Raw genomic sequence first — 12,977 nt, 5'->3', positions numbered from 1 at the left:
CGAGGGCGGCGCTCTGGGAATGACGACCTTGGCTTCTTCCCGCCCGGAATCGAAGACGGCGTGGCACTCCCCACGGTCGCCCTGGGATAAATGCCGTCGCATGACGGGCTGGCGATGGGCGGAGCGCGGAGACGACCGGCCGCCGGGACAGAGGGCTTCCTCTGCCCCGGCGAGACGCTACGCAGTTCCGGTGGCCGGTTGGGCTGCGGGCCGCTGATCAGATTCCAGGTGCGGCGGTGTAGGTGAAGCCGCCCACGGCGGTGGCGCTGCCACCGGTGGTGGTGACGACCACGTCGGCGGCCCCGGCAGTACCGGGCGGGGTAACGATCGACAGTTCCGTGTCGTTGATGACCGTGAACGGCGCGACGGTGCCGCCGACGGTGACCGACTGTGTGGTGGTGAGGCCGGTTCCGGTGACCGTCACCGCGGTGCCTCCGGAGGTCGGGCCGGAGGAGGGGGTGATAGTGGTGACCGTGGGGGCGTCCACGTAGGTGTAGGAGAACCCGTTGTTGCTGCCGCCGGCGGTGGTGACGGTGACGCCGACCGACCCCGCCGCGGTACCCGCGGGGACGACGACGTCGATCAGGCTGTCGGACACCACGGTCGGCGTCGCGCTGTTGGCGCCGAACGCGACGGAGGTGGCGGTCGCGAGCCCAGTGCCGCTGATGGCGACCGTGTTTCCGCCCGCCGTCGGCCCGGAGCTGGTGCCCAGGGCGGCCTTGAACGGGGCTCCCACGTAGAAGAACGACAGCGGGTTGCTGGTGCCGCCCGCTGTGGTCACGGTCACTCCCACGGTCCCGGCGCCGGACGGCGAGGTGACCGTGACCGAGGTGGGGGTGTTCGCGGTGATGGTGGCCAGCTTGGTGCCGAAGTGCACTGCGGTCGCACCGGCGAGGTTGACTCCGGTGATGGTGACGGTGGTCCCGCCACCGGTGGATCCCTGGTTAGGAGAGATGGGCATTCGCGTTGCTCCTTGCAGTTGGCTGATGCGCGACTCCTGGTGCGGCGGGCGGTCGCGGCCGCCGACCGCGTTGTCGCAGGTCGACGTGGGATTGGTCGGCCTTGAGTACCGAGAGGAGCAGCTGTGGTCACCGCGCCACGCGTGGCGGTGACCGGGCTGCTCGGGCGGTCGCGACGGTGCTCGTGATCAAGCCCGTCGAGTCCCGGCCGCCGGCGCCCGGGCAGGGCGCGGTGGCGGGCAGCCGAACCTTGGTCCAGGACTGGGGACCCCGAAGGAGGGGGCCGGGAGCATACGAACCGTCGTCTGTATGACGCCCTTTAGGGACTTGACGTGGATCCGCCGCACCTGCCGGGTCCCCGGGGACACCGACTGGTGGCTGATTCCTCCTCCGGGGTGCCCTTGCGGCACGGACCCCGACCGCCGTTCGACGGATGGCCGAGCTCCTTGCCGCTCCCCCGGGAGGTGGGCGGCCCACCGGTTTAGCTACTTTCAGTAACCGTCGCAGGTCTCCGGGCCGCAATAGCCCTGCCGCGAAATCACTCTTTCGAGCGAAGAGCGACCATGGCGCGAGCGTGGTGCCATGGTGGATCAGGGGCCTTGTGTCGAATCTGCCGGTTGTTGCGTCGTGATGTTCCCGCGGAGCGATCCGGCGCCGAGGTGGCCGACTGTCGAGCTTGAGCCGGTCGTGCCGCGTGCCCACGCACGCGCCGCGGCTGAGCCCGCCGAACGGCTGAGCCGCGCCAGGTCATCGCCTGGGACACGGAAGAGTGATTTTCGCATCAGGGCTATTGCGCCCCCGGGACCTGTGGCGGTTACTGAAAGTAGTTAGACCTCTAGGCCGTCCCACTTTCCCCGGCGAGCGGCGCCGGCTCACCGTCAGCCCTGAGCGGCGGTCGAGCCCCGCACCTCACCCGTCATCCGCCGCGTGCCGCCGTCCCGCCGCGGAGCACTCCGGCACACCCGGCGTGTGCCTTCACGGAAAACCCGCAGGCCGCCGGCCGGATCCCGGCGCGATGAGAGCTGTCGAAAGGAAGGACCCCGCGTCATGGCGCCAGTCATCAGCAGCATCAGCCCGATCCAAGGCCCTACGGCCGGAGGTACGGCTGTCACGATCACGGGAACCGGCTTCACGGGTGCGACCAGTGTGTTGTTCGGTTCGGTCTCGACGCCGTTCATCGTGGTCAACGCCACAAAGATCACCGCCACTTCGCCTGCCGGCTCTGGTTCGGTGTCGGTGACGGTCGCATCGCCGAGCGGCACGAGCAACGGTGTCACCTATTCATACGTGGCGGCGCCGGTTGTCAACGGCATCAGCCCCACGAGTGGACCGACTGCGGGTGGGAACACGGTCACGATCACCGGGACCGGGTTCACGGGTGCCACCAGTGTGTTGTTCGGCTCGGCGTCGGCGGCGTTCACGGTGGTCAGTGCCACACAGATCACCGCCACGGCACCTGCGGGTACAGGTTCGGTGTCGGTCACCGTGACGACACCGGGCGGGACGAGTAACAGTGTTAGCTACACGTACGTGGCGGCGCCGGTAGTGAGCAGCATCAGTCCGGTGCAGGGCCCGAGTACGGGTGGGAACACGGTCACGATCACCGGGACCGGGTTCACGGGTGCCACCAGTGTGTTGTTCGGCTCGGCGTCGGCGGCGTTCACGGTGGTCAGTGCCACACAGATCACCGCCACGGCACCTGCGGGTACAGGTTCGGTGTCGGTCACCGTGACGACACCGGGCGGGACGAGTAACAGTGTTAGCTACACGTACGTGGCGGCGCCGGTAGTGAGCAGCATCAGTCCGGTGCAGGGCCCGAGTACGGGTGGGAACACGGTCACGATCACCGGGACCGGGTTCACGGGTGCCACCAGTGTGTTGTTCGGCTCGGTATCGGCGGCGTTCACGGTGGTCAGTGCCACACAGATCACCGCCACGGCACCTGCGGCACCCGTGGCGCCGGTCGCGGTCACGGTCGTCACTGCCGGAGGCACCAGCAACGGGGTGTTGTACTTCTACGTCCCGCCGCCGACCGTGGCCAGTGTCTCCCCCTCGATGGGGCCGATCGCCGGCGGCAATACCGTCACCATCACCGGCACCGGCCTGACGCTCACCACGGCCGTCCATTTCGGAACCGGCGCGGCCACCGGAATCGTGATCGTCTCAGACAATCAGATCACGGCCCAAGCCCCCAGCGGTTCCGGAACTGTCGCTGTCATGGTGACCACGCCGGGCGGCACGAGCCTGCCGGGAGTGGGCAGCCCGTACTACACCTATGTCGCCCTCCCGGTCATCACCACCCTCAACCCCACTCAGGGACCGGCCAGTGGCGGAAACGCGGTCACCATCAGCGGAAACCATCTCGGCCTGACCACATCCGTCCTGATCGGCGGAATCAGAGTGCCCTTCGTCGCCATCTCAGATGGCGAACTCGTAGCCGTCAGCCCGGGCGGCGCCCCCGGCCCCGTCTCCGTCACGGCGACCACACCGGGGGGCGTCAGCAACTCCGCCAGCTACCAGTTGGTCGCTGGCCCGGGCGTGTGAGCCGGAGCGGAATCGATACGCCTTGCGACCGAATGCCCGGCGTGGGGCCTGTGCTGAGGAGGAGCCTCGCGTCGCGGTTGCCGGGACAGGGGAACGGCCGTTCCGGCTGCTGCGTCCGGGGATCCAGCATGCTTTGACACCGCCTGGCCTGGACCCTGGTGCTGTTCCTGAACGGCGGACCTGCGAAAGCCGAGGGCCCGTATCGACTGGAGGATGCCTTGGGCTGGGAGCCGGCGGATTCGGCGTTCGATCGCAGTGTGCTGCCGCAGTTCCATCCGCGGATCCATGTCGACTTCAACTTCGTCACTCTGAAACGGGATGAAGCCATCACAACGGGCAACAGAGTCCTACACCGCTCGGCTCTGGTTGCGTCAGCGAGATTCATTTGTGGGCCATCCGAATGACTACCTGACATAGGTGGGTTGCCCGCAGCCGGCTCTGGCGAGATCACGGATGACACATCGTAGGTTGGCATGCGCTGGTTGCGCTGAAACCTCCCAGGATTGAGGAGCAGGTACCTTGCAAAGCTGGCAAAAACGGGGTGCATGGACGACCTTGGCCTTCACTGCGCTGACCGTGGTGGCCTTCGCTTCACCGGCTGAGGCGCAGGTGTCGTCGACGACCACGGTCAGCGCGTCGCCTTCGACGGCGCCCACGGGGCGATCGGTAGCATTAAATGCTGCGGTGACCTGCGCTGGAGACCCGAGCGGTGGGCTCGGCATGACGTTCTTCGACGGCGGAAAGCTGCTGGCGACCGTCCCCGTGGCGGCGGACGGGACGTCGAGCCTCACAACCGGCTTCACCACGACCGGCGCTCACACGATGACGGCGGCGTACAACGGCGACGGCAACTGTGACGCGTCGAGCGGCACGACCACGGTCGAGGTGACGCCGACACCGCCGCCCGGGCCGGACATTCACAACACCTACGATATCCACAACGCTTACAACAACATCCATATCACCCGCATCCACAATATCCACATCCACAGCATCCGCATCCACAACATCCACATCCACAGCATCCGCATCCACAGCATCGTCAAGGATGGCGGCCGCCATCGATCGTGGAAGTCCGGGTCGAACAGGCATCGGAAGTCGCACTGACTGCCCCGCGACCAGGCCAGGACGACCCGAGGGAATGACAACCCTGTTTACTCCCGCCCCTGACTCGGTCATGGCGTAGCACTCCCCAGGTCGGTCGCCCCGGGAGCATGTGCCGTCTTATGGCCGCAGGCCATGTGCGGAGCGCGCGAAGGCGACCGGTTTGCCGAGCGATCTCGCCGGGCCAGAGGGCTTCCTCTGTCCCGGCGAGGGTCTTCACGGGTCCTCCACCCTCGGTGGCCAAGCCGAGGAAGCCGATGACGACGATCGTCGCGACGGCCGAAGTCAGGAGGGCCAGCGAGGTAAGGGCACCGACGTTCCAGCCGTCAGTGGCTGTGGTGGCGCGATGAGTCGAGGTCAAGAACAGTGCCGTTTCGTGCGCAGGAGTAAGGGTTGTGGGTGACGGCACGTTTAGTCCGACATGGCGAGGCTGAGCAAGACGGGGGCGGGCGTAGAGCTGTGTGCGGTGATCGTGGCCTCGCCGGCTGGATGACCGGCGCTGACGCGGTGGACCACGAAGACTGAGGTCCCGGACTTGTTGCGTCGGATGAAATCGAACACACGGTTGCCGTCAGGGCTGATCCAACGGCGCATCGCGACTGGTTCGTTGGCGTAGCTCGCGCTCTGCCAGTCGTGATACGTGAGCGAGACTCCGACGAAGGAAGCACTCTGGTCTGGGACGTCCGGCTGGGCGCCATATGTGATGGCGGCGTCGATCGCTGCAGCGAGGGCCACCGGAGACAGGTTTTCTGCTTCGACGCTCCAGCAGTTACAGCAGATATCGGCCGAGCTCTGGCCCGTGCTGGACACTGTGGCGGTCAGGGTGACGGTTGAGAGCGGGCTGGTCCAGCTCGTGGAGAGGTAGACGGTGTCCCCGTCGATGTTCTCGGCGGGAATGTCGCGTCTCCAGTCGATGGGGAGTGCGAGTGTGACTTCGTTGCCAGCGGACGATCGGGTGCCCACCGGCTCAGCGAGCCCACCACCGTCCGGCGGAGGTTCTGATCGTCCGATACACGATCGTCGGGTCTTGGCACTGGCCATCAAATACTGCTCGACCTGCCGTTTGATGGCGCCTTGGCCACACTTTGAGGGGGTCGGGCAACGGTCACCGGAACGGTCCCCGAACTGCGCTGCGTGACGGCCTAGCGGTCCGCGCTCGGCCGAGTCGCGGCGAAGAGGTCATCCGCTGCTAGCGGGTCGAGCCGAATCGCTGCGCCCGTTTTAGGGGCGTCAAGAATGGCGCCGGCGCCGACGAAGATTGCCACATGATGAGCAAAATCGCTATTCCCATAGAAAACGAGATGCCCTGGCTTCAACGAGGTAAGGGGAACGGCCGGTCCGTGGCGATACTGGTCTGTGGCGGTGCGGGGAATGTTGATTCCGGCACTTGCGTAGGCCGCCATGGCCAACCCTGAACAGTCGTAGCCGGCATCGCCTTTGGCCGGCCCTTTGCAGCCCCAGACGTGCATCAGTGGCGACTCCATACGGGTGGCTTATGCGCATGTCGCTGGCCGCGGCCGCACGATCCGAACCGCCGCCAGCGCTTCGAATGGCCACCCGGTCACGTGCGCTTTCGTGAAACGCCCGGCTATTGAGTCACTCGGCCGTCGGACCCACCCGCCCAAACGAGCCAGGGGTAGAAGCGCTGGCGTTCACCTCCCGACCAACCCACGCTGCTCATGGAGCTGAAGCCCGGCCCATGCCCTGAGTGGCCTCGTTTGTCCGCTCCAGGGGAGGGGATCACGCCGTGTGAAGCTTGCGATGCAAGGGACCATCTCTCAATACCGGGAGCAATGATGCCTGTTCTTCAACAGCAAGATATAGCGGTCGACCAGTCGCTGATGAAGCTGCTTACTTATCGGGCGAAGAGCCGTCCATACGAGCGCGCATTCACCTTCGTAGACTTCCCTGGGTCTGACGCCACCGGGTCCCACCGCACTTTGACCTGGAGCCAGCTCGAAGCGCGGGTACAAGCAATAGCAGTGCAACTGGTGCAATGGGCGAAGCCAGACGACCGCGTAGCGTTGGCGCTACCGCAGGGCCTTGATTATGTGGCGGCATTTCTCGGGTGTCTGCGCGCTGGCGTCGTGGCAGTGCCGCTGCTTCCTCTAGATGCGGCCGGCCACGCCGACCGTGTGGCCAGAGTGCTTGAGGACTGCGAGCCAGCTTGCGCCTTGGTGCCATTCGACAGGGCGCAGGAGCTGCGGACGTTTCAGGGGGCGTCCGGAGCGCGCGAGATTCCGCTTGTGCCCGTCGCCAGCGGGCACGTGACGCCAGATACTCCGAGCGAGCGGCCGGCAGCGATATCCCGCGACTGCCCGTCGTCATCGTTTGAGCCAGAGTTGGACGAGATAGCATACCTGCAGTACACGTCGGGTTCGACGCGCTCGCCCGCCGGAGTGATGATCAGCCATCGCAACATGGTCGTCAACGCGCTCCAGGCGCTCGCGAGCCTCGGTACTCCACTGCCACAGTTGACCGCCGTCAGTTGGCTTCCCCTGTTCCACGACATGGGTCTGATGCTCGGCATCGTGGCCCCGATCGTCGGCGGGTTCCCCGCCGTGCTGATGGACCCCGTCGCATTCCTGGAGAAGCCGGAGCGATGGCTGCGCCTGCTTGGCCAGTACCCGGGCACAGTCTCGGCCGCGCCGAACTTCGCGTACGACTATTGCGTGGCGAAGCTCGACCATGCGCGGATCGGCGAGCTGCGGCTCGACCGGGTGAAGATGCTCGTCAACGGAAGCGAGCCGGTGTCGTCGACCTCCTTGCAACGCTTCCAGCAAACCTTTGCGCAAGCAGGCTTGCGCTCGGAAGCGCAGCGGCCTTCATATGGCCTTGCGGAAGCCACCGTGTTTGTCACCACCCGTGTTGAGACGGCCGCTCCGTTGTACGTGGCATGCCGCCGCGACCGGCTCGCTGAGGGCTATATCGAGCCGGTCCCGCCAGAGACGGAGCAGACGGCATCAGACGCGGTCACAATGCTCGTGAGCTGCGGCGTCCCGGTTGGCCAAGAGTTGCGGATCATCGATCCGAGGACCCGCGCCGTACTGCCGGATGACACCGTGGGCGAGATCGCGGTACGCGGCCCAAATGTTGCCCGAGGCTATTGGAAGCGCGCCGAGGAGACGGCCGAGGTCTTCGAGGCAGTGGTGCCGGGCACGGGCGAGCAGCCCTGGCTACGCACGGGCGATCTCGGGGCGGTCCACGACGGGCGGCTGCTGGTGACCGGCCGCCTCAAGGATCTGCTGATCGTCGACGGCCGCAACCACTATCCGCAGGACATTGAGGAGACAGTCCGGGCTGCGCTGGATGCCGCGCCCAACGAGCGGATCGCAGTCTTTTCTGTGCCAGGGGAAGAGGGCGGTGAACAGGTCATTGCCGTAGCTGAGCGGCGCCGGGCCCAGATCCCGCAGGGCGCCGAACGCGCCGCACTCGATAGCGTGGCACGCGGTCGAGTCGCCACCGTACACGGACTGCGGCTCGAAGGGCTCGTTCTGGTCAGCCCCGCCACGATCCCGCGCACCTCCAGTGGCAAAGTCGCGCGAGTCCAGTGCCGCGCCGCGTTCTTGCAGGGCCAATACGCCGAGCACGGCGAATCCGGCACACCTGATGGCGCCGCACATGAGCTCACAGCAGCGCTCGAATCCGGAGAGCAGAGCGTGCAACGAAATGGGTGATCTCCCGATGGGGAACGCGGGCCTCGAGGCTGATGTGCGCAGGCTGGTCTTACGCCGTCTGCATGAATGGCACAAAATCGACCCGACGTCCGTCAAGCCCGACAGACCGCTCGCCGAACAGGGTGTGAGCTCGCGCGACGCGGTGGCGCTCGCCGCGGAACTGTCGCAACTTGCCGAGGTCCGCCTTCCGGCGACGCTATTGTGGGAAGCCTCGACGCTCGATGACCTGGCGCGCGTTGTCGGCGAATACGCCGGGGCCACGACGCCACCGGTAACGTGCCCGAATGCAGCCTCCTCCCCGGGGGCGGTACAAATCGCCGTGGTCGGTGTTGGCTGCCGACTGCCCGGCGCGGTGAACTCGGCTGAAGAGTTCTGGCGTCTGCTTACCGCCGGCTCAGACGCCGTCTCCACGCTGCCCGAAGACCGGTGGCAGGGGTTTGCCTCGCGCGGTGATCCCGCAACTGCCGAGGTGACCAAACACGGCGGGTTCCTTGACGACCTTGCGGGCTTCGACGCGGAGTTCTTCGGTATTGCGCCGAGTGAGGCCGCAGCGATGGACCCCCAACAGCGCCTTTTGCTGGAGGTCGCTTACGAGAGCCTGGACCACGCCTCGATCCCAGCTCACTCACTCGCCAGCACGCGAACCGGGGTGTTCGTCGGTGTCAGCGGCAACGAATACGCGCACCTGACCACTTCCACTCTCGAGGGCATCCAAGCGTGGACTGCGCCGGGAATTGCCCTGAGCATCGTCGCGAATCGCTTGTCGTACTTGCTCGATTTGCGCGGTCCCAGCCTCGTTGTAGATACCGCGTGTTCTTCTTCCCTCGTGGCAGTCCACCAGGCGGTGCGCAGTCTCGTCGGCGGCGAGTGCGACGCCGCGCTCGCCGGTGGCGTCAACATCTTGCTTTCTCCCATGGTGACGCTGGGATTCCAGCGTGCGGGCGCACTTGCACAAGACGGCCGGTGCAAGACCTTCGATGCTGCGGCGGACGGCATGGTGCGCAGCGAGGGCTGCGCCGTCGTGGTCCTCAAGAGGCTTTCCGACGCTGAGCTTAGCGGGGACCGCGTCCTCGCCGTAATCCAATCAAGCGCAGTCAATTCGGACGGCCGCTCCAACGGGCTGCTAGCACCCAATGGGGCATCCCAGCGCGCTCTGTTATCAGAAGTCTATGCCCGAGATGGCGTCACCGCCGCCGCAGACGTCGACTACGTTGAAGCGCACGGCACAGGCACGGCACTTGGCGATCCGGTGGAGGCTGGAGCTTTGGGAGCTGTGCTGGGCCGCGGACGTGACCCAGACCGGCCGCTGCTGGTCGGCTCGGTGAAGACCAATCTTGGCCACCTCGAAGCCGCGGCCGGAATTGCGGGGCTCGTAAAGACCGTACTGGCGCTCCATCACGGCGAACTGCCGCCGAGCCTGCACTTCGAACAGCCCAACGACCACATCGACTTCGACGCCCTCTCGCTACGGGTAGTCACCGGGCCCGAGCCCTGGCCCCGCTACTCGGGCCACGCCACCGCAGGCGTATCGGCGTTCGGGTTCGGCGGCACCAACGCCCACGTAGTGCTTCGCGAATACGCACCCGCCGAGGCCCGCCCAGCGCCGGACGAAATTGCGGCGCCCGGCATGATCGCTCTGGACGCGCCGACGAGTGACAGACTGCGGGACGCCGCTGGAGACCTTGCCGCATGGCTGAATTCGCCACAGGCGGCCGGGGTGCGTTTGAGCGATGCGGCGCACACGCTTGTGAGGCGCCTCGGCGCTGGCCGGCATAGGGGCGCCGTTGTCGCACGCAGCCGTGAGCAAGCAGCTGAAGCGCTTACGCGGCTGGCGGCAGGTGAGCCGCACCCAGGATGTGTTGAATACCAAACCGACGCTCAGCAGCGCGTCGAGGCCGGCTCGGTGTGGGTGTTCTCAGGCTACGGCTCGCAGTGGCCTGGTATGGCCCGGCGTCTGCTGGACGAAGAGGCAGCCTTCGCTGCGGCCATCGACTCGATGGAGCCGGTGCTCGAGCGCTGCGCCCGGTTCTCCCTGCGCGACGTGCTCGCGACGGACTCCGCCCTGAGCGATCCCGCCATCGCACAGCCGGCGCTATTCGGGGTGCAAGTGGCGCTCGCTTCCCTGTGGCGGGCGTACGGACTGCGGCCCGCCGCCATGATTGGGCACTCCATGGGAGAGATCTCCGCGGCTGTTGCTGCCGGAGCACTCTCGCTCGAAGCGGGTGCCCAGATTATCGCCTCCCGCTCGCGCCTGCTTAGCGGGCTGACCGGCGGAGCCATGGCCGTCGTGGGCTGCAGCGAGGGCGAAATCGCGGGCATGGCCGGAGACCTGGCGAGCATCAGAATCGCTGTTCACTCGTCTCCCGAACAGGCCGTTGTCGCCGGAACAGCCGCAGACGTCGAACTGCTGACATCCCGAGTCGAGCAGGCGGGAATGACTGTGCGCGCTCTAGATATCACAGCGGCCAGCCACACGGAGCACGTCGACTCCGTTCTGGAAGCTTTCTCAAAGGAACTCGGTGTGGTCACGCACCAGGAACCGACGTGCCGGTTCTATCGGACTGCCGTTGAGGACCCGCGCGGAACCAATCCTCTCGATGCCGTCTACTGGTTGCGAAACCTGCGCATGCCGGTGCGCTTCCGCCAAGCCGTGGCCGCAGCCGCGGAGGACGGCCACCGCGTCTTCCTCGAGATCTCTCCGCACCCCACACAGCTGCATCCCATCGCGGAGACGCTGCGCGCAACTGGGGTCGAAGACGCTCTGTTGCTTCCCACCCTGCGCCGCGGCGACGACGAGACAGCAGGCTTTCGCCTCTCGCTGGCCGCCCTGATGCTCCGAGGCGATGTCGATCTCAACCGCTACAAGATTTATCCCGATGCGCAGATCATCGACATCCCCTCGAGGCGCTGGCGGCATCGGACCTACTGGGCTGGGCTTCAGCAGAACTATGTGGCCCCGGAACCCGAGAAGGCACTCCTGCACCCTGTCGCGGCCCAGCCGGTACTGAGCGCGTTAGACCGGCTGCGCGCGTGTGTTGCTCAAGTCCTGGGGTATGCGCCCGCCAGTGTCGACGGTGACACACCGCTAACACAACTCGGTCTCGATTCGTTGCAGGCTGCGCGGATCGTGACTGTCATCAAACGGGAGTTCGGCGTAGAAGTTCAGCCTCGGCTGCTCCTCGACGCGGGCACCGTTGCGAGCGTCGCCGCTCACCTCAACTTGATGCCATCAGCATCCACACCACGGAGCTGCCATCCGCAGCCGCGCGACATGACGGAACGCATGATTGCGCAGGCGTGGCAGAACGTCGGCGGCCGACCACCGGCCGGCGTGGACGACGAGCTGTCCGAGCTGGCCTCGGACTCCGTGCTGGCTGAGGCTTTCACTCGCGCCGTCAGCGCAAGCATCGGATGCTCCCTGGACACTATCGACCACTCGGATTCCCCGATCACTATTGCCTCGCTTGCCGACCGACTGCGGCCGCTGGCGGAGGCGCCCGTGGAAGGGAACCTCCGTGTGCTTCGCCCCGGTGGAAGCCGTCCACCGCTCTTCCTCATTCACCCTGCGGGCGGTACTACCGCCGTCTACCGCCCACTGTGCGACCGGCTCAGTACGGAACAGCCCTGCTTCGGGCTCGAACGACTGGACGAAGCAACCGACGTAGGCGACCGCGCGGCGCAATACGCTCGCTTGATCTGGGAGACCCACCCCGACGGCCCCTGGGCGCTCGGTGGCTGGTCGTATGGCGGCATCGTCGCGCAGGAGGCTGCGCGGCTGCTCGTGGAGGCTGGAGGCGAGGTCGGCGTTCTACTCCTGATCGATAGCGTGCTGCCGCTACCTATGCCCGCCCTCAGTTCGGGGCAGGCCGCTTGCGAGCGATACATGGCCTTCGCCGGCTATGTACGCAGCACCTACGGAGCCGAGCTGGAGTTTCCGTACGACGAACTGGCTCTGATGAACGATGCGGAGCAGATCGACACGGTCATGGGTATCTTGGAGAAGAGTGGAGCTTTGCCGCCTTCCATCCTCAAACACCAGCGCGATTCCTACACCGACCTCCTCAGCGCCGAGCGGCACGATCCGGTCTCCTACTCCGGGCGCACTGTCCTCTATCGAGCGAGCGAAACGGCTCCCCACACGGTTTCCGACCCGCGTTATGAGCAGCATGACGAGGCCCTCGGATGGCAGCGACTATGCCGCGATCTGACGGTGAGATCGGTACCGGGCCACCACTTGGCCTTGCTTGACCCGCCTGTCGTCGATGTTCTCAGCAACCTGTTCATCGCAGATCTTGAGTGCGTTGAACGGGAGCCCGCTCCGTCAACTCCGTAGTTGGGAAGCCATACCATGCCCCACTCCTTCAAGAGGATCGCCGCGTCGGCGCGCACTGCCGTCCCAGGCGGCCCCGTTCCAGCCGCGGCGCCGCGACTAGGGGTCCGGACGGCGGCCCCAAGACCGCTTCATGCGTCCCGAGGAAGGCTTCGCCAGGCCGCGGAGGACGATGTCTGTGCGCGCCAGCCACCTGGCAAGGCGATCACGAAGCCGACCTGCAGATCTGCACGCCGGCGCACAAAACCGCCATGTGGAACTGAGACAATCCGCCGCAGCAGGCAGGGAATCGCGTAGTAGGTCGCCATCGCGAACAGCCCGTCTCTGCATCGGCGCCACGCACGATTGGCCCGAACAGAACTT

The 12,977-nt window shown here is 66.2% G+C and carries 7 protein-coding genes and 2 pseudogenes; 6 read left to right on the top strand and 3 right to left on the bottom strand.

From position 1 onward, the window contains the following. Window positions 1–217: 217 nt before the first annotated feature. Window positions 218–961 carry an IPT/TIG domain-containing protein gene (locus ABIA35_RS01635; protein WP_370356229.1) on the bottom strand — a complete coding sequence of 248 codons (744 nt, stop codon included), beginning with the start codon at window positions 959–961 and terminating at the stop codon, window positions 218–220. A 1,045-nt stretch (window positions 962–2,006) separates the two neighbouring features. Here ABIA35_RS01635 and ABIA35_RS01630 point away from each other — a divergent pair. The 4 genes and pseudogenes from ABIA35_RS01630 to ABIA35_RS01615 all read left to right on the top strand — a co-directional run. Beyond that, window positions 2,007–2,186 (top strand): annotated as a pseudogene (locus ABIA35_RS01630) (IPT/TIG domain-containing protein); the annotation flags it as partial. 129 nt (window positions 2,187–2,315) lie between these two features. Next, window positions 2,316–2,672, top strand: a pseudogene (locus ABIA35_RS01625) (IPT/TIG domain-containing protein); the annotation flags it as partial. Between the two features lie 75 nt (window positions 2,673–2,747). Next, window positions 2,748–3,503 carry an IPT/TIG domain-containing protein gene (locus tag ABIA35_RS01620; protein WP_370356645.1) on the top strand — a complete coding sequence of 252 codons (756 nt, stop codon included), beginning with the start codon at window positions 2,748–2,750 and terminating at the stop codon, window positions 3,501–3,503. 519 nt (window positions 3,504–4,022) lie between these two features. After that, window positions 4,023–4,610 (top strand): Ig-like domain-containing protein, encoded by a 588-nt coding sequence (locus ABIA35_RS01615; protein WP_370356227.1) that lies wholly within the window; start codon window positions 4,023–4,025, stop codon window positions 4,608–4,610. Window positions 4,611–5,018: 408 nt separating this feature from the next. On the opposite strand, the gene ABIA35_RS01610 is transcribed toward ABIA35_RS01615, so the two are convergent. Continuing rightward, window positions 5,019–5,570: a hypothetical protein gene (locus ABIA35_RS01610; RefSeq protein ID WP_370356225.1), complete on the bottom strand. Its 552-nt coding sequence runs from the start codon at window positions 5,568–5,570 to the stop codon at window positions 5,019–5,021. Window positions 5,571–5,749: 179 nt separating this feature from the next. Then, window positions 5,750–6,076 carry a C40 family peptidase gene (locus tag ABIA35_RS01605; protein ID WP_370356223.1) on the bottom strand — a complete coding sequence of 109 codons (327 nt, stop codon included), beginning with the start codon at window positions 6,074–6,076 and terminating at the stop codon, window positions 5,750–5,752. 210 nt (window positions 6,077–6,286) lie between these two features. On the opposite strand from ABIA35_RS01605, the gene ABIA35_RS01600 reads away from it, so the two are divergent. Then, window positions 6,287–8,284 (top strand): fatty acyl-AMP ligase, encoded by a 1,998-nt coding sequence (locus ABIA35_RS01600; protein ID WP_370356221.1) that lies wholly within the window; start codon window positions 6,287–6,289, stop codon window positions 8,282–8,284. Further along, window positions 8,229–12,617: a beta-ketoacyl synthase N-terminal-like domain-containing protein gene (locus ABIA35_RS01595; protein WP_370356219.1), complete on the top strand. Its 4,389-nt coding sequence runs from the start codon at window positions 8,229–8,231 to the stop codon at window positions 12,615–12,617. The genes ABIA35_RS01600 and ABIA35_RS01595 overlap by 56 nt, the downstream gene beginning before the upstream one ends. The last annotated feature ends 360 nt before the right edge of the window (window positions 12,618–12,977 follow it).

It is taken from the genome of Catenulispora sp. MAP12-49, assembly GCF_041262705.1.
GTDB lineage: Bacteria > Actinomycetota > Actinomycetes > Streptomycetales > Catenulisporaceae > Catenulispora.
Note: the sequence above shows the minus strand (reverse complement) of the source record. Positions and strands in the feature narration are given on the sequence as shown.

What these genes read in the sequence shown, in the direction of transcription:
- ABIA35_RS01595 (WP_370356219.1), top strand. Translation starts at nt 8,229, where the DNA reads ATGAGCTCACAGCAGCGCTCGAATCCGGAGAGCAGAGCGTGCAACGAA.
- ABIA35_RS01600 (WP_370356221.1), top strand. Translation starts at nt 6,287, where the DNA reads ATGGAGCTGAAGCCCGGCCCATGCCCTGAGTGGCCTCGTTTGTCCGCT.
- ABIA35_RS01605 (WP_370356223.1), bottom strand. Translation starts at nt 6,076, where the DNA reads ATGCACGTCTGGGGCTGCAAAGGGCCGGCCAAAGGCGATGCCGGCTAC.
- ABIA35_RS01635 (WP_370356229.1), bottom strand. Translation starts at nt 961, where the DNA reads ATGCCCATCTCTCCTAACCAGGGATCCACCGGTGGCGGGACCACCGTC.